Origin of the sequence: Mycolicibacterium flavescens (assembly GCF_001722335.1) — a bacterium.
Classification (GTDB): Bacteria; Actinomycetota; Actinomycetes; order Mycobacteriales; family Mycobacteriaceae; genus Mycobacterium; species Mycobacterium flavescens.
Genome location: NZ_MIHA01000011.1, coordinates 163508 through 182832, shown reverse-complemented (window position 1 = coordinate 182832; position 19325 = coordinate 163508). Strand labels below are relative to the sequence as shown.

At 68.9% G+C, this 19325-nt stretch carries 17 protein-coding genes; 2 read left to right on the top strand and 15 right to left on the bottom strand.

What is annotated here, in order from left to right; all coding sequences use genetic code 11:
• Positions 1-13 precede the first annotated feature (13 nt).
• The 9 genes from BHQ18_RS16520 to BHQ18_RS16480 form a co-directional block, all read right to left on the bottom strand.
• Positions 14-1480: a sugar transferase gene (locus BHQ18_RS16520; protein WP_069414705.1), complete on the bottom strand. Its 1467-nt coding sequence runs from the start codon at positions 1478-1480 to the stop codon at positions 14-16.
• A gap of 155 nt (positions 1481-1635) precedes the next feature.
• Positions 1636-2211, bottom strand: a complete 576-nt coding sequence (locus BHQ18_RS16515; protein WP_069414704.1) for a YdcF family protein — start codon at positions 2209-2211, stop codon at positions 1636-1638.
• Positions 2198-3082: a sialate O-acetylesterase gene (locus tag BHQ18_RS16510; RefSeq protein WP_069414703.1), complete on the bottom strand. Its 885-nt coding sequence runs from the start codon at positions 3080-3082 to the stop codon at positions 2198-2200. Before BHQ18_RS16510 ends, BHQ18_RS16515 begins: the two co-directional genes overlap by 14 nt.
• Positions 3060-4283, bottom strand: coding sequence for a lipase family protein (locus BHQ18_RS16505; protein ID WP_069414743.1), 1224 nt, complete (start codon positions 4281-4283; stop codon positions 3060-3062). The genes BHQ18_RS16510 and BHQ18_RS16505 overlap by 23 nt, the downstream gene beginning before the upstream one ends.
• Positions 4283-5545, bottom strand: a complete 1263-nt coding sequence (locus BHQ18_RS16500; protein WP_069414702.1) for an acyltransferase family protein — start codon at positions 5543-5545, stop codon at positions 4283-4285. The genes BHQ18_RS16505 and BHQ18_RS16500 overlap by 1 nt, the downstream gene beginning before the upstream one ends.
• Positions 5542-6873, bottom strand: coding sequence for a lipase family protein (locus BHQ18_RS16495; RefSeq protein ID WP_069414701.1), 1332 nt, complete (start codon positions 6871-6873; stop codon positions 5542-5544). The genes BHQ18_RS16500 and BHQ18_RS16495 overlap by 4 nt, the downstream gene beginning before the upstream one ends.
• Entirely contained in the window at positions 6870-7538 is a 669-nt protein-coding gene (locus BHQ18_RS16490; RefSeq protein WP_069414700.1) for a YveK family protein, read from the bottom strand. The genes BHQ18_RS16495 and BHQ18_RS16490 overlap by 4 nt, the downstream gene beginning before the upstream one ends.
• Complete coding sequence (locus BHQ18_RS16485; RefSeq protein ID WP_069414699.1) at positions 7535-8785, bottom strand: lipase family protein; 1251 nt, start codon at positions 8783-8785, stop codon at positions 7535-7537. Before BHQ18_RS16485 ends, BHQ18_RS16490 begins: the two co-directional genes overlap by 4 nt.
• A 2-nt stretch (positions 8786-8787) precedes the next feature.
• Positions 8788-10326 (bottom strand): tyrosine-protein kinase domain-containing protein, encoded by a 1539-nt coding sequence (locus BHQ18_RS16480; RefSeq protein ID WP_234794206.1) that lies wholly within the window; start codon positions 10324-10326, stop codon positions 8788-8790.
• Between the two features lie 110 nt (positions 10327-10436).
• Here BHQ18_RS16480 and BHQ18_RS16475 point away from each other — a divergent pair, with 110 nt between their 5' ends.
• Entirely contained in the window at positions 10437-11849 is a 1413-nt protein-coding gene (locus tag BHQ18_RS16475) for an O-antigen ligase family protein (protein ID WP_234794205.1), read from the top strand.
• A gap of 80 nt (positions 11850-11929) precedes the next feature.
• On the top strand, positions 11930-13435 hold the full coding sequence (locus BHQ18_RS16470) for a glycoside hydrolase family protein (protein ID WP_234794204.1): 1506 nt from the start codon (positions 11930-11932) through the stop codon (positions 13433-13435).
• Between the two features lie 39 nt (positions 13436-13474).
• Here BHQ18_RS16470 and BHQ18_RS16465 read toward each other — a convergent pair whose 3' ends face one another.
• The 6 genes from BHQ18_RS16465 to BHQ18_RS16440 all read right to left on the bottom strand — a co-directional run bounded on the left by BHQ18_RS16465 (position 13475) and on the right by BHQ18_RS16440 (position 19323).
• A complete protein-coding gene (locus BHQ18_RS16465; RefSeq protein WP_069414696.1) occupies positions 13475-13978 on the bottom strand; it encodes a hypothetical protein in 504 nt (167 codons plus the stop codon).
• Between the two features lie 69 nt (positions 13979-14047).
• Complete coding sequence (locus BHQ18_RS16460) at positions 14048-15103, bottom strand: DNA polymerase III subunit beta family protein (RefSeq protein WP_069414695.1); 1056 nt, start codon at positions 15101-15103, stop codon at positions 14048-14050.
• Positions 15104-15136: 33 nt separating this feature from the next.
• The gene (locus BHQ18_RS16455; protein WP_234794203.1) at positions 15137-16327 is read right to left on the bottom strand and encodes a polysaccharide biosynthesis protein; all 1191 of its coding nucleotides are present in this window, start codon (positions 16325-16327) and stop codon (positions 15137-15139) included.
• A 4-nt stretch (positions 16328-16331) separates the two neighbouring features.
• Positions 16332-17465: a glycosyltransferase gene (locus tag BHQ18_RS16450; RefSeq protein ID WP_069414694.1), complete on the bottom strand. Its 1134-nt coding sequence runs from the start codon at positions 17463-17465 to the stop codon at positions 16332-16334.
• Positions 17466-17473: 8 nt separating this feature from the next.
• Positions 17474-18136: an acyltransferase gene (locus tag BHQ18_RS16445; RefSeq protein ID WP_109789316.1), complete on the bottom strand. Its 663-nt coding sequence runs from the start codon at positions 18134-18136 to the stop codon at positions 17474-17476.
• Between the two features lie 56 nt (positions 18137-18192).
• Positions 18193-19323: a glycosyltransferase family protein gene (locus tag BHQ18_RS16440; protein WP_069414692.1), complete on the bottom strand. Its 1131-nt coding sequence runs from the start codon at positions 19321-19323 to the stop codon at positions 18193-18195.
• Between the last annotated feature and the right edge of the window lie 2 nt (positions 19324-19325).

Genomic DNA, 19325 nt, shown 5'->3' with positions numbered 1-19325 from the left:
CGACCGCGCGCGGTCAGTACGCGCCGGAGCCGACGGCCACCGTGCGGATGGTCTTGGCCGCGATCAGCAGGTCGTTGGTGATCGACCAGTTCTCGACGTACGAAAGGTCAAGGCGCACCGAATCTTCCCACGACAGGTCGGAGCGTCCGCTGACCTGCCACAGCCCGGTGATGCCGGGCAGCACCAGCAGCCGGCGCCGGACCTGGTCGGTGTAGGTGTCGACCTCGCGGCGCAGCGGGGGCCGCGGGCCGACCACGCTCATGTCGCGGCGCAGCACGTTGATGAACTGGGGCAGTTCGTCGATGCTGTAGCGGCGCAGCAGCCGGCCGACCGGCGTGACGCGGGGATCCTCGCGGATCTTGAACAGCACGCCGCCCGCGCTCTCGTTGATGTGGATCAGGCTGTCGATCTGCTTGTCCGCGCCGTCGACCATGGTGCGGAACTTGATCATCTGGAACGGCTCGCCGTCGAGGCCGATGCGTTCGGAACGGTAGAACACCGGGCCCTTGCTGGTCAGCTTGATCGCGATGGCCGCGAGCAGCATCACCGGCAGCGCACCGAGCAGGACCGTGATCGACACGCAGACGTCGAACGCGCGCTTCTGCAGCTTCTTGGTTCCGCTGTACTGCGGCTTCTCCACGTGGATGAGCGGCAGCCCGGCGACGGGGCGCAGCGTCAGCCGCGGCCCGGCCACGTCCACCACGCCCGGTGACACGACCAGGTCGACGCCCAGCTTGTCCAGGTCCCAGGACAGCTCGCGCATGCCCTCGGGGCCCAGGTGGTCGGTGGTGGTCAGCGCGACGGTGTCGGCGCCGATCGCCATGATCGCTTCATGTACCTGGTGCTCGTCGCCGAAGACCGGAATCGAGCCGACGCCCGGCACGTCGAAGGTGCCGCCGCTGGGCCGGCCGGTCAGGCACACCCCGACCACCGAGTAGCCGTACCACCAGCCGCGCGACAGGGACTGCACGAGGCTGCGCACCGCGCGGGCGTCGCCGACGGCCAGGACGTTCTGTACGCACTTGCCCTTGAGCCGTTGCCGGGCCAGCACGCGGCGGCACAGGCTGCGGCTGAGCAGCAGGCCGAGCAGCCCGAGCGGCAGTGCGACGGCGAGATAGCCACGCGCATACTCCGGGCGCAGGATCATCAGCCCGACCGCGATCACCCCGACCGTTGCCAATGTGGCGGAGAACACCCGCCGGTATTCCTCGACACCTGCGCCGATGATGCGCGGCGATCGTGTCCGGTAGGCGGCGAGCAGGCCGAGCCAGATCGCGGCGACGATCACCGAGAGCATCGAGTAATACGAGAACACCGCGTAATAGGCGGTCGGGGCGTTCAAAACGCTTTCGGGGCGGCCCAGTCGCACCACCTGGGCGACGATCATGGCCACGACCACGACGATGGCGTCGGTGGCGATGAGCGTTCGGCGGTATCGCTGTTGCCAGGCCTGCGCGGTCGCCGTACGCACCTCGGTCAAGCGGGTATTCGCGGGTGCGAAGACGTCTTCTGCCACCGACACGGCTTGACCTACCTCCTGTTTGCTGGCGGTTCTGCAGCGAATCGCGATGGCTGCGGCTCGTTCACTATGTCAAAGTTTGCCCGACTACGCTACTTATTTGGCAAAGTAGCTGGTCAAGAGCAATCCCCCTGTATTGCCGCCTTCGCGAACCCAGCAAATTGATATGCGTACGTCAGCTCCCACTCCGGCACCGAGAAGTCATAAGACCTGGGCACCGCTGTCATCACCGTATCGTCACCTCGCGCCGAATAGCACTGACGGAAAATGAACCGCGCGCGGGGCATGTGATAACGCCACGTCACGACGATGATTTTCCGCCAGGACCGCTCGTCGGCCAGTGCGCGCATCGCGATCGCCTCACCTCTGGTCGTCAGGAGATCCGGCCGCACGCAGATCACCTCGACGCCCGGTTCACCGTCACACACCCGGTCCATGACCTCGTCGTCGCTCGGGTACGGGTTCGACAAGACTACGGTCGGAGCCCAACCGGCGCGCGCCAACGCGACCCCGTGGTCCTCCCGGCCGTCGTGCTCACCTGCGAGAACCAGTATCGCGTCGGCCTTTTCGAGCTCGTCGGGCGCCGCGTTGGTGAACAGCACGAAACCGGCGGCGGTCAGGTCGACCAGCACCACCACGACCACCACCGCGACCGCCTCGAACACCGCGCGGGCGGGGTCAGTCGATCGCATACTCCGCGAGCCTGTCGCCGCACATCCGCTGGTAGGCGGCCCACATGTCGTGGCCCATCTGCCGCTGCCCGGCGGCGTTGTAGTGGCGGTCGGCGCCCCCGTTGACGCAATTGCGGCTGCCGGGAATAAACGCTGTCCGAGCAAGGCGATTCGGGGTGTCTGCGTGCACCGCATTGACCGCCGAATAATCCTTGTGACTCAGCTCCATCTCTTCGGGCACCATTTGCCCGAGCAATACAGGCAACTTGTCCCCGTAACGGGACCGCAGGTCGTTGATCATGAAATCGAGCTTTGCTTGGTAGACCGAGCCGGCCATCAGCGGTACGTCGGTCTCACCCTGGTGCCACAAGATCACCGGAACCTCGCTGCCCGGGTACCGCGCCAGCACCGCGTCGATCTCGGAGACCGCGCGCCGGTAGAGGTTCACCCGGGTGCGGGTGTCGGCGGGATCCCAGGTGTAGCCGTTTTTCGGGGTGAACGACGTGTCCCCGCGCGCGCCCGGGATCAACAGCACGCTGCGGCCGGTCGCGTCGGCCAGGTGTTTGGCGAACGTCGTCCCGAAACCGACCCCCTTGCTCGGGATCTCGTGCAGCAGCGGGTCGACCGCCAGCACCGCGGTGCCTTTCGATGGTCCGCACATGGCCCACTGGTGCACCCGCGGGTGCGGTTTGTCGGGGCCGTCGAGGTCGAGCCCGAGGCCCATCCCGAACGCGTTCGACTGCCCGAGCACCGGAACCACCAGATACGGCGAGGCCGGCGGGTCGACCGGCGTCCCGCGCGGGGCGATCAACCGCTTGACGACGCATTTGGCCTCCACCACCAGCTGGCGCCACAGCGCGCTGTCGCCGTCAGGGTTGCGCCGGGCACTCATCGGTCACCGGTTTGTTCGCGAACCGGTCGAGCAGCCAGCCGAAGTGATCCGACAGGTCCACGCCACCGTGCCCTTTGGTTGGGTCGAGCCGCCATGACACCTTCCCGCCCAGCGCGCATGCGCGGGCTAACGCCTCGGTGGTCCATTGTTCGTCGATGAACTCGTCCTGTCCGGCATAGACCACCGCCAGCGGCGCCGACAGCGGCCGGTGCGGCAGCGCCCACTGCGCGAGCAGCGAGCGCAACCGGTCCGCGGCGGCCGGGGAGGCCGGGGTCAGATCGGCGGGGGTGAGTTCGCCGGCGGCGGCGTCGCGGTCGGCGACCATCGGGCCCGAGCACGCGTTGAGGATGTCCCAGTACTTCGCGGCGGCGCCGCGGCGGTAGTCGTCGCGGTTGAGGTCCGGATGCAGGCGGGCCATCGACTCGACGATCGCGACGTACACCAACTGCTGATCGGGGGTCATGGTGCCGTCCTGCGCCTTGTCGACGAGGCCCGTCACGTCTGCCGACGGGACGTAGGCCACGGCGCCGACCAGATCGAGTTCGGGCGCGTAATCCGCGGCCTGTTCGTCGGCCGCCCACACCGCGCCGCCGCCCTGCGAGCCGCCGAGCGCGGCCCACCGGTCGGAGACGTCGGGGAACGTGTGGCGCAGCGCGCGCACCGCGTCGATGACGTTGAGCCCGGCCGTGCGCGGGTCGGGGTACGGGTGGACGCCTGGGTGGCCGAGGCCCTGGTAGTCGGCGAACGCCACGGCGTAGCCACCGGAGGTGAGGGCCGCGACCGCTTCGCCCGTACCGAGCAGTGTGCCCGACAGCGACGGCGCACACGGCTCGTTGATGCCGGTGGTGCCGTGCCCGAAGGCGATCACCGGCCACCCGCCGGGCGGGGGTGTGCCGAGCGGGGTGAAGACGCTGCCCGACACCTCGGTTTCGGCGCCGGTGTCCCCGGAGGTCGACCGGTACACCACGCGCGCCGAGTTCATCGTCTTGCCGAAATTCGTGCGGGAGAACGCCGGCATCGTCATCGCGCTGACCAGCGATCCCGGACCGGTGCCGGACAGGTCGGCGGTCGCGATCGGCGTCGGCTCGTCCGGCGCGGGCCGCAACCAGCCTCCGGCCAGATTCCAGGCCACCGGGACCAGCGCGACGACAAGCACCACCACCGCCGCCACGCTGCCCCAGATGACGACGTTGCGGCGCATCACGCCCACCGGGCTCGGTACCGTTTGGCCCAGTTCATCGCGGGTTGCTCGACGAGGTAGTAGGTCACCGTCGACACCGCCAGCGTCACCGCGAGAACGACGGCGACGTTCTGCAGCATGCCCGGCACCGAGTCGCCGGCCATCAGCCCCCACCGGCCGAGCACGATCATCAGCGGGAAGTGCAGCAGGTAGGCCGACAGCGACACCTTGCCGACGAACCGCAACGGCGCGGTGTCGAGGAAACGCGCGATGCCCGAGGCCTCACCGCGGGCCAGCGGCGCGACGATGATCAGGATCGCCAACCCGCACGCGACCGCGATGCCCGATGTCGCATACGGGTTCGCGGTGGCGATCAGGAACAGGAACACCGCCGTCGTCGGGAACAGCGCCAGCACGCTGATCATCCGCACCCGGCGGCTGAACTGCTCGCGCAGCGACTTCTCCTCCATCGCGACCACGACGACCGCCGCGATCATGCCGAACGCGAAGGTGTCGGCGTTGGTCAGGAAGCACTTGGTGAACACGGCGACCCAGTTGGGCCCCCACTGGATCACGGTCGGGTCGGTGAGCCCGGAGACCTTGATCGCCAGCGGGATGAAGGCCCGGCCGACGAAGCCGATGACGATCAGGATCAGCGGGGCCAGCAGGGCCAGCCGCAGCGGGCGGATGTTCGTGCGCTTGCGCAGCGCGAACAACAGCACCCCGAGGATCGGCAGCGAGGCGTAGAACGCGTACTCCAGGGTCAGCGACCACGACGGGTTCAGCCCGGTCTGGAAGTACTGCGGGAAGTAGGACTGCATCAGCGTCAGGTTGGCCAGCAGCTGCCACGGGTCGGTGATCATCCCGGTGCCGTCTTCGGTGCCCAGCGGCTGCATCGAGGCGTTGCCGATGTAAGAGGCCTGCAGCACGAAGTTCACCAGCAGGAAGATCGCCAGATAGCCGGGCAGGATGCGGGCGATGCGGTGCAGCGTGAAGTTGCGGGTGCTGGGCAGCTGCGCGGCGGACCGCTCCTTGCACAGGTTGCGGGCGTAGGGCAGGAACAGCAGGAATCCGCTGAGCGCGTAGAAGAAGATCAGCGACAGCCCGAGCAGGTTGGTCTTCCACGCTGCCGCGCTGTCCGGCGAATAGTGGACGGTGACGTGCATGATCGCGACGCCCAGACAGGACAGCCCGCGGGCGCCGTCGAGTCCGATGATCCGGCTGCGGGTGCCCGCGACGCCCAGTTGCGCCGGGGTGTTCGCGGTGCGCGGTTCGGTGGTCACTGTCCTTCTCCGGTGTTGTCGGCGTCCACGGTCGACTCCTGTCCGATCGCTTCGGTCGACTGGGCTTCGGTCCCATTCTCGACCACCGGCTCCGCGGGGGGCGGCGGAGTGATGAACGTCGCGCAGGTGTCGGTCGCGGGCACCCCGGCAAAACGGTCGGCCAGCCATGGGTACGCCATCGACACGTCGAGGTCGTGGTGACCTCTGTCGGGTTGGAACTGGATGTCGATGACGTCGCCCATCCCGCACGCGGCGGTCAGGGCGCCGCGGGTCCACGCTTCCGGGAGCACTTCGTCTCTACCGCCGAACACGACGAGCATCGGCGCGGACGCGGGCTGGCGCGGCAGGCTGCGCTCCCGCAGGTAGGCCTCGAGCACCGCCTGCGCCTCCGGGCCGGCCGGTCGCAGGTCGTCGGCGGTGATGGCGTCGATCGCGGCGACCCGCTCGGCGACGGCGCCGGCCTCGCATGAGGACAACACGTCCCACTTGTCGGCGACCACGCCGCGGCGGTAGTCGTCGAGGTTGAAGTGGGGGTGCTCGCGGTGCAGCGAGTAGAGCAGCAGTTGCAGCGCGCCCTGCTGCTGTTTGGTCAGCGCGCCGGCGCCGGCCTGGACCGCCAGCCCGGTCAGGTCGGTCGGCGGGGCCAGGCTGACGGTGCCCAGCAGGGCGAGCCCGGCGCCGTAGGGGCCGGCGAGTTCGTTGGCCGCCCACATCGCCTGCCCGCCCTGGGAGATTCCGACGCCGGCCCAGCGGTCGGAGACCTCCGGTACGAGTCGGCGGATGGCCCGGACCGCGTCGATGACGTTGTGACCGGCGGTGGTCGGTTCCAGGTAGGGGTGCCCGCCGTCGTCGATGCCGAGGCCCTGGTAGTCGGGGACGGCGACGACGTAGCCGCCGGCGACCAACGCCTCGACGGTGGCCGAGGCGCCCGACAGGTTCGGTGACCGCGACGGCGCGCAGTCGGTGTCGACGCCGGTGGTGGGGTGGCCGTAGACGATGACCGGCCAGCCGCCGGGTGGCGCCTGCCGACCGGAGGGGACGAACACCGTCGCGCTGACCCGGGTGAGGTCGCCGCGCAGGCCGGTCGACGTGTACTCGATGCGGGCGGCCAGCGAGCTGACCGATTTGAGCCGGCGGTCGATGTTGGGCAGCGTGCGCGCCGCGTACAGCGCGCCGGGTTGCGCGCCGGCGCCGCTCGTGTCGGGACGCAGATCCATACCGGCGGCGGCGTCGGGTGCGGAACGGACCGGCTCGCTGCTCTGGCAGCCGGTCATCAGCAGGCAGACCGTCAGCAGTCCGCACAGCGACGCGACCACTGGTCGGATCATTCGCGTTCCGCCGCAATGGTTTCGCGGATGACCGAGTCGACCTGGCGCCGGTCCAGCAGCCTGTCGCGGACCAAGCCGTACGCGATCACCAGCAGCGAACTCAACCCCAACCCCACCGCCGCGGCGCCGACGACCAGGGTCCGCATCGACTGTGTCCGTGACACGGTCGCGCCGTCGTTGACGGGCACGACTTCGGTGTCGGCGCTCTCCACGGTGGCGAGCTGCTTGGTCAGCGCGACCATGTTGTCGGCGACCGCTTCGGCGGTCTCCCCGGCGCGGTCGGGATCCGCGCCGAGCACCGAGACGTCGAGAAGCACCGGTGTTTCCGGGACGACGGTGATCCGGGCGGCCAGTTCATCCGGCGTCTCGGTCAGGCCCAGTTGTTCGATGGTGCGGGTGGTGATCTGGCCGCTGCGCGCCAGTTCCTGGTAGGTGGGGGCGCGCAGCGCCGCGTTGAGCTGGCCGTAGTAGGCGTCGATCGTCGTGGCGTTGCCGGGGGTGACGACGAACAGTTTGACCGTCGCCTGGTAGACCGCCGGACCCGCATACCAGTGCAGCCAGCCGGCGAACCCGGAAAGCACTGTGGCGGCCAGGATTATCCACCAACCCGCGGCGAGCATGCGCAGGTAGTCGCGGACGCTGGGGACGAACGCCGGCGGTTTCACGCGAGCCCCTGACAGGAGTCGGCGGGCTGCTGGCCGTCGAACCGCCCGGTCATCCAGCTCAACGCACTGTTGATCACCTGGTCGTTGACGGGTTTGGTGTCGCCGATGCGCCGCATCGCCTCGATCGTGTCGCCCTGCTCGCACGCCGCGAGCACCGCGTTGTCGATGCCGGTGCCCGGCACCACGGTGTCCCCGGTCCCCCAGATCACCAGCACCGGCGCCGAATTCGGCTCCGGGATCGGCGACGGCAACGCCGCCTCGCGCAGCCGCCCGCGCAGCTCGTCGGTGGCGGCGAGGTCGGCGGGGCGCAGATCGTCGGCGCTGACGCGCTCGAGCGCGCGCACCGCCTCGGTCGGGTTGGCCGGCGCGCAGTCGAGGATCTCGTTCCAGCGGTCACGCGCCAGCCCGCGCCGGTACGCGTCGAGTTCGAAGCCGGGCGCCGCGGCCAGGCTCTCCAGCACCATCATGTACAGCCGAGCCTGTTCACCTTCGGTCAAGGTGCCCGCCGTCGCCGCATCCGCGAGCGGGGACAGGTCGGCGTACGGGGACACCGCGACCGCGCCGACCATCTCCATCCCGGCGCCGTACCCGCCGGCCCGCTCGGCCGCCGCCCACGCCGCCAGCCCGCCTTCGCCGACGCCGAACGCGGCCCAGCGGGAGCTGACGTCCGGGGACACCCGGCGCACCGCGCGCGCCGCGTCGATCATGTTGTGGCCCAACGACGCCGCGTCGATCACCGAATGTTCGGGCCCCTCCACGCCGAGACCCTGGAAGTCCGGCAGCGCCACCGCGAAGCCGCGGGACAAAAACGTCACCATCTGCGTCGCGTAGCCCCAGAAGTCGGGGGCGCGCGAGGGCGCACACTTGTTCATCGTCCCGGTCATCTCGTGACCGAACGACACCACCGGCCAGCCGCCCGGCGGCGGCGTGCCCGGCGGAACGGCGATCACCCCGGACACCACGGTCGGCGTCCCGGCACCCGAGGTCGACCGGAACACCACCTTGACCGCCGCGGCGTCGGCGCTGTCGAAGGACGCGTCGCCGACGACCGGTTCCACCCGCACCAGCGATCCGGGTCCGTCGTCGGTCAGGTCGGGCGGGGGAAGCGTTGGCGCCCCGGCGAACTGGGGGGTCAGCTCACGCGTCGGCCGCTCATAGCCGGGCGGCTCGGGAGCGGTGCCCGCGCCGCAGCCCGACAGCAGCGTCACCGCCACCGCGGCGAGCGCTGCGCTGGCGCGCCACCGCACGTTCAGGAGGACCCGTGACGAGACCGCGACTGCTGCTGCGGTCCGGTGCTGCCGACGAGCCGCCCCTCCCCGATCACCTCGGTGTCCCCCTCACCCGACCCGGACGCCGGGCCGTCGCGGCGGGTCTCGGCGCTGCGGGTGGTGGCGGTGTCGCGGGCGGCGCGATCGCGCCCGGCGCGGCCGCGCAGGTGATCGAACGTCACCACGGTGCCCAGCACCGCGGCGCCGGCCCCGCGCAGCGCCAGCAGCGCGCGGCGCAGCGCGGTGCTCGTCGTGTGCTGCAGGCGAGCCAACATCAGCGCGCCGTCGGACAGCGCGGCCACCACCGCACCGTCGTTGCAGTCGTCGAGGGCGGGCGTGTCGACGACGACGTAGTCGTAGGCCTCGGCCAGTTCGGTGAGCAAATCCTCGCTGTGGTCGGTGGCCCACAGTTCGCCCGGTCGCGGTGCGGCCGGCCCGGCGGGCAGCAGCGCGATCGTGTGATTGCCGATCGGGATACCGCTAACGATGCCGTCGGCGACGGTGTGCTCACCGACCAGCACGGTGGACAGGCCCTTGCTCTGGGCGGCGTTGCGCATCGGAACCGTCAGCGGCAGCCGGGAGGCGAGTGTCGGGTTGCGAAGATCGCCGTCGACGAGCACGACCGACTTGCCGGTCTCGGCGAACGCGGCCGCCAGGTCGACGGCCACGGTGCTGCGGCCGTCGCCGCGCATCGGGCTGGTGATCGCGACGACCTTGGGTGCGCGCACCCCGTCGGCCGTCGTGCAGAACCGCAGATTGGTGCGCAGCTCGCGGACCGCTTCGGGATAGGCACCGTCGCTGCTCAGGTCGACCACCGCGGTCCTGGTCCGCACCCGGCTCGCCGGAAGCGCCGCGATCACCGACGAATCGGACTGGTGCTCAACGGATTCGCGGCCGCGCAGTCGCTTGTCGAGGACGCCGATCAAGATCGCGACGATGATGCCGAGCACGAGCCCGGCCAGTACCCCCAGCCCGATCCGCAACGGCAGGCCGATGCCGGCCGGTTCGGTCGGGTATCCGGCTTCGTCGACGACGATGGCGCCCGCTGCCGGGGTGCCGCCGCGCCGGGACGTCTCGAGTTCGCTCACGAGGTTCACCAGTTGGCCCGCGACGGCGTTGGCGTAGGACTGCGCCTGGGCGGGGTCGGGGTCGGTGACGCTGACCGACAGCAGCACCGTCTTCGGATCCGCCGCCGCGGAGATCTTCGACCGCAGTTCACCGGCGGAGATCGGCGCCTTGAGTTGATCGACCGCGCGCGCAGCGACCTGTTCGCTGGTTGCCAGCGAAGCATACGAATTGACCCGCTCAGTGGAGAACAGATTGTTTTGATAAGCCTCGGTTGCGGTGTTGCCATTCTGCGTCGCTACGAAAAGCGTCGCGGTCGACTGGTATTGAGGGGTAATGAATAGCGAGGTCGCGAACCCGACGAGACCGCCGAGAACGGTGAGGCCCACGATGACCCACCAGTACCTGGCGAATATCCGCAGGTATTCCCTGATCTCCAATGCCGTTCCCCTCATCACTCTCGTCGCGACGTTTGACAGGCTAGCGCTCGGGCACCCGAAATCTTCAGCGGACACGGACGGCGGGCGGTTTGAGCTTAGCTGGCGAAGCTGAGAACATAGCAACCGTGAACCCTCGCGGCGATCTGCCACGCACAATTCTGATCGGCCTGGCGATCGTTGCTGTGGTGCCCCCGATCGCCTGGGCGTCGATGACGATGGGCCGGTTCGCGTTGCTCGGTGTGGTCGGCCTGGCGGGCGTGGCGATCGCCATCTATGTGGGGCTGCGTCATCCGCTCTGGCTGTTCTGGGCGCTGGCGTTTCTCACCGGAGCGCTGCCGTTCGGCCAGTTCCCCGGCGTCAACCTGCCGTTCTTCCTGCCCCTGGCCTTCGGCGTCATCCTCGCCGTGTACGTGCATCCGCGCCTGGCCCGGTCGATGCATCCGCTCGAGGTCGCGACCTGGGCGCTGGTCGTGCTGTCCGTGATTTCGATGCTGGTCACCAGCGTGACCATCACCAGCATCATCATGGTCGTCCGCTGGGCGCTGGTCACGCTGGTGGCGGTGGCGCTGATGCGGTTGTCGAACGAACATCTCGCGAAGTTCGGCAGACTCTTCGTCTACGGTTCTTTGCTCAACGCGCTCTTCGGCCTCTACATCGTCGTTCTCGACCGCGACCAGAGCGCATTCCGGTATCTGCAGATCTTCGGTTACGCGCCCGAGTACACCGCCCCGCGGTTCGCCTACTCCGAGGGCGGCGCCGTCGCGCTCATCCGCCTGGGCGGCACGTCGGTGGACCCGAACGGTGAAGGCATCGCTCTGGTCGCGGCGCTGGCCGTGTCGTTCGTGGTGTTCCGCGGCTGGCAACGGGTTTGGCTGTCCGGGATCATCGGGCTGGCGCTGCTGCTGACATTGAGCCGCGCCAGCATCTTCAGCGTCGTGGTCGGGTTCGTGCTGGTGCTGGTGTTCCACAAGATGCGCAGCCGGGACCGCGCGCTGAGCCTGGCGGGTCTGGCCGCCGTGGTGATCGCCGCGGCGATGACACCGTCGATCCGGGAGCGGTTCCTGTCCGCATTCTCCAGCGATGACCGCGGCGCCACCGACCGCATCGACTCGCTGCGGGAGTTCCCGCACACGATGTCCGGGCACTGGTGGTTCGGACTCGGCTGGGACCGGCCCGAGTACACCGACGGGAACCTGGCCTTCCTGCTCAACCACGTGTCCAACGCACCGCTGATGACCATCTACCGCGGCGGCATCTTCACCGGAATCGCGTTCGTGGCCGTGGCGGTGATCGGCTGCGTCTACGGGTACCGCGCGATTCGCTCGAATTCCATGCCCGCGGCGATTTTCGGCGGCATCTTCATCGGGTTCTGTCTGGTGGCACTGCAACTCGACCACCCGGTCGCGGGTAGCCCACCGTCACAGCTGAAGTTCGCCATCATGCTCGCATTCCTGGTCTACCTGGACCGGGAACGCAACAAGCCGCCGCGACACGACGTTGATCTTGAACGGGATAGGACGCTGCTTCCGGCACACTGAGTGCGCATTCGCGTCATAGACAACGCGATCCGGTACCCGGAGGTCCCATGCGCGCCCACCGCATTCGTCGGCCGAGTCGCTTGTCCACCACGATCGTCGCTCTGCTCAGCGGCGTCGTCACCGTCACCGCGATCGCCGTTGGCCTGCCGTCGGATTCGCCGCGGCGGGTGGTGGTGGCGCCGAGCGCCAACATCGAGGCCCGGCCCACCACGATCGGGATCGCCGACGCCGACGTGTACGGCATGACCCAGGCCGACGTCGAGCGCACCCTGCGCGCGATGGGCAGCACCAACGTGCGCACCGTGCGGTTGATGATCCCGTGGGCCGGTGTGGAACCCCTACAGGGCCAACTGAACTGGTCGATGGTCGACAAGACCGTCAATGCCGCCGCCGCGCGCGGTATGTCGATCCTCGGCTTCATCAACTCCACACCGGCCTGGGCGGTGGCGCCCGGCGGCTTCCCGATCAGCGGACGTCCGGCCTCACCGGCCGCCTACGGCGAATTCGCCGCCAAGGTCGCCGCGCGATACAAGGGCAAGATCGCCGCCTACGAGATCTGGAACGAACCGAACTCCGCGCAGTTCTACTCGCCCACCCCGGATCCGGCCGGCTACACCGACCTGCTGCGCGCCGCGTACCCGCGGATCAAGGCCGTCGACCCGGCGGTCACCGTCATCGGCGGCGTGGTCGGGTCGGTGATCGACTGGGGCAACTTCACCTGGAATCCCGTACGTTTCGTGCAGGGCATGTACGACGCCGGGGCCGGCGACTACCTCGACGCGCTGTCGTTTCACCCCTACCACTACCAATTGAAGTTCTCCGACGGTGTGCCCGTTGCCAATTCGGCCGCCCAGCAGCTGATGGACATGCGCCAGATCATGGTCGCCAACGGCGATTCGGGCAAGAAGATCTGGAACACCGAGTACGGACAGCCCACCTCGGCGGTCGACGAGGCCGGCCAGGCCGCGTTCCTGACCGACATGTGGACCAAGTGGCAGGAACTGCCCTACACCGGCCCGCTGTACCTCTACACCACCCGCGACCGCCGCACCGGCAGCACCAGCGACCAGGACACCTTCGGGCTGCTGCGCACCGACTGGACCCCCAAGCAGGCGCAGCAGGCGCTGCAGTTCGCCATCCCGGCCGGGCCCGCGAAGTCCGCCGAGTACAAGCGGTTCGCCGCGGTGACCGCCGCCTCGCACGGCACCGTGCTCAGCCCGGTCTTCCGCGCGTCGCCGACGGTGTGGGCGCAGATCCGCACCGTCAACGCGCTGTTCGAGATGCCCTCGGGCATGGTGGCCTCGCCCCGCGACGTCGCGCGGGTGGCGCTGGCCCGCAAGGGCGTGCCGAAAACGCCGTTCGCCAACGGCTTTCAGGATTTCGACGCACCGAACGCGTTCCGGGTCTGGTGGTCGCCGGCCACCGGCGCCCACTGGGCCAGCGCCGCGTTCGCCCAGGCGTGGGTTCCGCAGCTCGGGCTGGCCACCAGCGACGAGACCTACCTCAACGGACTCAACCGGGTCGACTTCCAGAACGGCTACATGACGTGGCAGCCGTGGATCGGCATCAAGGTCTATCTGAACTAGAGGTCGGCGGGCATGACGTTGGTGACGCCTGCCTGGAGCCTAGAGACTGACCGCGGATGCACGGCGCGCGGTGTCGCGGCTGTCGATGACTTGGCGCACTTCGGTGATCGCCGCTCGGATCATGTCCCCGTAACCATCGTCGTTCAGCGATGCGGTGTGCTGCTCGGCGTTTTCGATGTGCTCGGTGGCCGCGTCGAACGCGCCGAGGCGGCGCAGGTTGTCGGCGATATTGACGTAGAGACTCGGGTAGAAGCCCGCGACGTGAAGGCTTGTGTGGTGCCTCTGGGCTCGATCATCGGTGAGGATGTCGGCGGCATCAAGGGCGCGGACGTCCCAGATCAACGCGACCGCAGGGTCTTCGTACAGATCAGCCAGGTAGTGAGCAAGAGTGCAGCGGTGGAACGGGTCGCCGGTTACGCCAATCTGCTTCCACAGCGCGAGCAAGTCGTCTCGAGCAGACTCCTTGTCGCCGTCGCGGCCGAGGACCACTGCTGTGGCGATGGCTTCCATTGTCGAGTCGGACCGGGTGGCGTTTGTGGTCATGAGAGTCGTTGCGTCCGTTCGGTCAGGAGGGTTACGGGTTTTCGGGCCGTCGCGCCGAGCGAGATTCGGTCATGACGTTTCAAGGCATGGCATGGCGAGCGTGGTGAAGTCGCCGTCGTCGGCTGATCGGATGGTGGCCGGTTGGTCGGCGCCACGGAGGTCGAGCATCAAGTCGTTGCCCAGGGTGTGGCCGATTGCCGGGTACAACGTGGTCAGCTCGAACCAGACGGTCAGATCAGGGCCGAATGCGTTTCCGTCCAGTTCCAGGACTCGGTCACCCAGTAGCACGCTCGGCTGGCCAGAGGTTATTCGAAGGCCGATCCTCTCCCAAGCCTGTTGCTCCAGCGCCTTGAGCAGGCCCTTCTTCTCGACGGTGACGCGCTGTGTCACAGCGGGAAGTGAACTGACCATGAGCTTGTAGTCAGGAAAGGCCTCGGTCAGCAGACGACAGTGTGCGACGGTCCTGTCGACCATGCGCAGGCCCAGGGTCTGTTCGTTTGCTTCCAACGTCACGATGGGGCTTCGTCTGAGCCGCGAGGCAGCGGCGCGGAGATCGTCTGCGGCCAGCGTCCCGGCCCATGATGCGGCAGAGGGTTGGTTGGGCACCAGCGTCCGCGTGGCCAGGCGGTAGCGATCGGTCGAGGTCAGCGAGATGGCGTCGGGGTTCGATTCCAGGTGAACACCATTGAGGACGGGGATGTCGACGTTGTGCATCGTGGTGGCCGCGATCTGGTCGATGGCCGCCGCGAGGACCGGGCCCGACAGCGTGCACAGATCGAGGTGAGCCGCCTCGCCGAGGGAGGCCTTCAGCGTTGCGGCTGCCCGTTGTATTCCGGCTGCCTCGGCGGCCACCTCGGCGACGTGATGGTCGATCATCTGCGCCGCCTCCTGAGGGCCGGCGGAGAAGAATCTGCCGATGGCGGCTAGCGGCATCCCGATCTCGCGCAGCTGACGCAACTGCGAGGCCCGGGCGAGCTGCGCTTCGCTGTAGAGCCGGTATCCCGTCACTGGGTCGACCTGTTCGGGATGAAGCAAGCAGGCGTCGTCGTAGAACCGCAATGCGCTCGCGGAGAGTCCGGCGAGCTTGGCGAACGCACCGATCGGCATCAACTCCGGGTTGGTCACCCGAACATCGTCAGGCCTCAACCAACCTGAATGTCAACCGCGAGGCGAGCCGTCAACAACGTCTCGGCCCCCATACCGTCCAGACCGTCGGTAGATCGCGATCGAGTAGCAGATCAGCAGCAGCGCATCGGTGATCGAGGTGGCGATCGCCGCGCCGATCGCGCCGCTGAACGCCAGCGCCGCCACGAGCGCGAGTTTGACCGGCACCAGCCCGACCGCCGACGCCAACCGCAGCAGGTCGCGGCGCTGCGTGGTGAGCACCACCTGGAACACCGACACCACCACGCGCAGGCCCGCGAACACCGCCATGATCATCATCGCGATCGCGAGTTCCCGTGGGGCGGGCCAGAACCACATCACCACGCCGACGGTGAACACCGCGGACGCGCCGACGGTGGCCAGCACCAGCGTGTTGCGCAGCGGCGGCCCCGCGGTGACGTCGCCGTCGGCGTCGCGCAGCTTCTCGTGATAGCTCATACCGAACGACTGACCCGCGGCCGCGACCGCCGCGCACACCACCCACGTCAGCGTGTAGTAGCCGACGGTGGTGCTGTTGGTCAGCGCGCCCAGCAGCAGCACGTCGCCCTGCAGATACGATGCGGTGCCGAGCATCTCACCGGTCAGCGCCGCAATCAGCCGCGGATTGCCGGGCAGGCCGGGGCGGTGTCCGCGCACCAGCCGGGCGCCGAGCACGATGATCACCAGATACGGTGCGCTCCACAGCAGGCTGGCAACCATCAGCGACGGCTCCGGCGCGACGAACAGGTAGGTCGCGCCCAGCCCGACGGCGACCAGTTGCCGCGCGGTGTCCATCCGCCAGAACTTGTCGGGGTGCCCGTCGCGCGCGAGCCGGCTCTTGACGACGTTGAACGTGATCTCGCCGCCGGCGACGAGGATGCCGAAGCCGGCCACGTAGCTGACCGGAAGCAGCAGAAGGCCCGTCGTGATCAGCGTGATGCCCAGCAGGAAGCGGGTGGTGCGCTCGGCGAGGAACCGCTCCTCGGACTCGCGGATCGCCCGCACGGAGAACGAGTTGTCCAGCGACGGCCCGACGATCGAGTTGAGCGCCACCGCCATTCCGTACATGCCGTAGTCGCTGATGCCCAGGTGCCCGACGAGCGCGGTCACCCACAGCAGCCCGAGCCCGCGGGTGCCGTAGATCCAGAACATCGACACCAGCGTCTTGGCGATGTTGCCGAGGCTGCGCGGAACCTTGGTCACCACCGCGTCAGCCGACCCGACGGGCGTGGGCCGCCAGCAGGTGTTCCCACGCCGCGGCGAATGACTCGGCGATCCGTTTCGGCGACCGGGCGTGCCGGGTGCGGTCCGCGGACGCGCCGATCGCGGCGAGCCGCGACTCGTCGTCGACTAGGGCGGTGATGGCCTCGGCCAGCGCGGTGGCGACCTCGGCGGGTGTCGCGCCGGTCTCGGTGCGCGTGACCACAGCCCCGGTCTCCTCGCTCAGTTCGGTCAGCGCGCCGTAAGCGGTGCACACCACCGGTGTGCGGTAGGACATCGCGTGCGCCACCGCGCCGGAGGCCGGGTACGTCTCGGCGTACCAGTGCCGCTTGTTGTACGGGATCACGATCGCCCGCACGGATTCGAAGAACGCGTCCTCGTCGGGGCCGTCGACCGGACCGACGATCTCCACCCCCGGCGCGGGGGTCAGGTTCTCGGTGCCCCGGCCCGCCACCCGCACCGCGATGTCGTCGGGCAGCAGCCGCCGGATCCGCTCGATCTGCTCGAACCCCTTGCCGCGGTACACATGCCCGAAGAACCCGACCGCCCGCGGCCGCTTCTCGGCGGGTGTGGCGTCGGGCCGGCTCTTGACCAGGTGGGGAATGTAGACGACGTTGGTCCGCGGATACGTGATGGTGATGGAGCGCGACCCGATCTCGCTGAGGGCGAACAACATTCGCCGTCCGTTGACGGCCCCCTCGAGCGCCCGCGACACCGGCCGCAGCGGGTAGTGCAGTCCGTGCATCAGCACCCGGTGCCCGGCGACGAAGCGGGTGCGCGCCGGCCACCAGGTGCCCTGCGGCGGGTCGTGCACGGTGGCGGTGACGGGCACACCGGCGAGCCCGACGATCGACCAGAACGGTCCCACCCCGCCGGCGGCGAGTTCGGCGTGCACCAGCACTTTGCCGCCGGGGCTGCTGCGCACCGCGTCTGCGACCGCCTTGCGGTAGCGCCTGATGTCGGCCACGCCGTCGCCGCCGGGACCGGCGGTGCGCACCTCGACGACATCGCGGAAGAACGGGCGCACCGCGCCGACGAAGTGCTCGGAGTAGTCACCGACGGCGGTCTGACCCTCGGCGGGGCCGACGAAGATCAACCGGCGGTCGTTGAGCAGAGGGGACATCGGCGGTGCTACATCCGGCGCGCGGCGGGCAGGGCCTCGGCGCTGCGCCTGCCGATCGGTTTGGCGGGATTGCCTGCGACCACGTCGAGTTCGGCCACATCCCTGATCACCAGCGAGTGCGCCGATACCACGGCGCCGCGGTGGATGAGGCTGGGCAGGATCATCGCGCGGTTGCCGATCCACGCGTACTCCTCGACGACGGTCGGGATGGGGACCGGCAGGAAATCCGGGTGGTTGATGTCGTGCCCGCCGCCGAGCAGGTGGACGTCTTCGGAGATCTCGACGTTGTCGCCGATCCACAGTCCGCCCCTGGCGTCGAGCAGGCACCGCGCCCCGGTCGAGGTGTTCGATCCGATGGTGAGGAACTCGATGTTGAGCACCTTGGTGTTCCGCCCGATCCGGGAGTTGGGGCCGATGTGGGCGCCCAGCAGCCGCAGATAGGCCTGCCGCAGCCGCTGCGACGGCAGGTGCCCGACGATCAGGTTGTATCCCAGCTCACCGAGATAGTTGCGCAGCTTGCGCCGGAACGTGAAGCCCTCCTGCAGGATGTCCACCACGCGGCCCTCGTCGTTGTACACCCACTCCGGTGGCGGCGGAATCTTCAACGTCGGTGCGGCCGCGAGCTTTCTGGCCACATCCTCCGGGTCTGCGGTATCCGGTTCCTTTGGCACCGACCTACTCCTGTTCTCCGGGACTGGTGACGATCGTTGGGGACGGCTCGAACCACTCAGCCGTCCCGACGTTTTCGCCTCCGGTCGAGCATGCGTGACCACTCGGCGGCGTAGGCCGCCGCGGTCCGTTCGGCCGAACGTTCGCCGCGCACCCGGTCGGCGTTCTCGGCGAGCCGCTGTAGCCGCGGTTCGTCGTTGAGCAGCGACTCGACGGCCGGCGAGAACCCGTCGGGCAGGCTCTGCGGGGACGTGGCGTCCATCGGCACCACGACCGCGCCGGTGTCCTCGCTGAACTCGGCCAGCGATCCGTACCCGGTACACACGATCGGGGTCTGGTAGGCCAGCGCGTGCGCGGCCACCGATGACGCCGGATAGGTCTCGGCGTAGAAGTGCCGCTTACCGTACGGGATCGCCACGGCGCGCACCGATTCGAAGAACGCGTCCTCGGCGGGCCCTTCGACCGCTCCCAGGATCTCCACCCCGTCCTGGCGCGGCAGCGACTCGGTGCCGCGGCCGGCGACCCGGATCATGATGTCGTCGGGGAGTTCACGACGGATCCGCGCGATCTGCTCGAATCCCTTGCCGCGGTAGACCAGCCCGAAGAACCCGACGGCCTTGGGCCGCTCGTGGGCCGGTGTGATCGTGGGGCGGTCACACACCAGGTACGGCACGTAGGCGGTGTTGGTCTTGGGATAGGTCATCTCGATCGACAACCGGCCGATCTGGCTGAGCCCGAAGATGGTCCGGTCTCCGTTGACCGCGCCCTCGATGACCCGCGACAGCGGCCGCAGCGGATAGTGCATACCGTGCATCAGGTACTTGTGCTGGGCGATGAACTTGGTTCTGGCCGGCCACCAGATGCCCTGCGGCGGGTCGTGCACGGTCGCGGTGACCGGCACGTCGCGCAGGCCCGCCGTCGACCAGAACGGTGCGATACCTCCGGCGGCCAGTTCGGCGTGGGCCACCACCCGACCCGGCGGTCCCTGGGCCACAGCGGTTTTGACGAACCTGCGGTGTTCGAGGATGTCGCGCAGGGTTTCCTTGCCCGGTGCCAGGGTGCGGCGTTCGACGATCTCACCGAAGTGGGGCCGCAGCGCGCGCAACAGGTTCTCCGCGTAGTCGCCCACCGCGGTCTCGCCGTCGGCGGGCCCGACGAAGACCAGCCGGTGGTCTTTGAGGTCGGCCATGC

What these genes read in the sequence shown, in the direction of transcription:
- BHQ18_RS16515 (WP_069414704.1), bottom strand. Translation starts at nt 2,211, where the DNA reads ATGCGATCGACTGACCCCGCCCGCGCGGTGTTCGAGGCGGTCGCGGTG.
- BHQ18_RS16510 (WP_069414703.1), bottom strand. Translation starts at nt 3,082, where the DNA reads ATGAGTGCCCGGCGCAACCCTGACGGCGACAGCGCGCTGTGGCGCCAG.
- BHQ18_RS16505 (WP_069414743.1), bottom strand. Translation starts at nt 4,283, where the DNA reads ATGCGCCGCAACGTCGTCATCTGGGGCAGCGTGGCGGCGGTGGTGGTG.
- BHQ18_RS16495 (WP_069414701.1), bottom strand. Translation starts at nt 6,873, where the DNA reads ATGATCCGACCAGTGGTCGCGTCGCTGTGCGGACTGCTGACGGTCTGC.
- BHQ18_RS16480 (WP_234794206.1), bottom strand. Translation starts at nt 10,326, where the DNA reads ATGAGGGGAACGGCATTGGAGATCAGGGAATACCTGCGGATATTCGCC.
- BHQ18_RS16465 (WP_069414696.1), bottom strand. Translation starts at nt 13,978, where the DNA reads ATGACCACAAACGCCACCCGGTCCGACTCGACAATGGAAGCCATCGCC.
- BHQ18_RS16450 (WP_069414694.1), bottom strand. Translation starts at nt 17,465, where the DNA reads ATGTCCCCTCTGCTCAACGACCGCCGGTTGATCTTCGTCGGCCCCGCC.
- BHQ18_RS16440 (WP_069414692.1), bottom strand. Translation starts at nt 19,323, where the DNA reads ATGGCCGACCTCAAAGACCACCGGCTGGTCTTCGTCGGGCCCGCCGAC.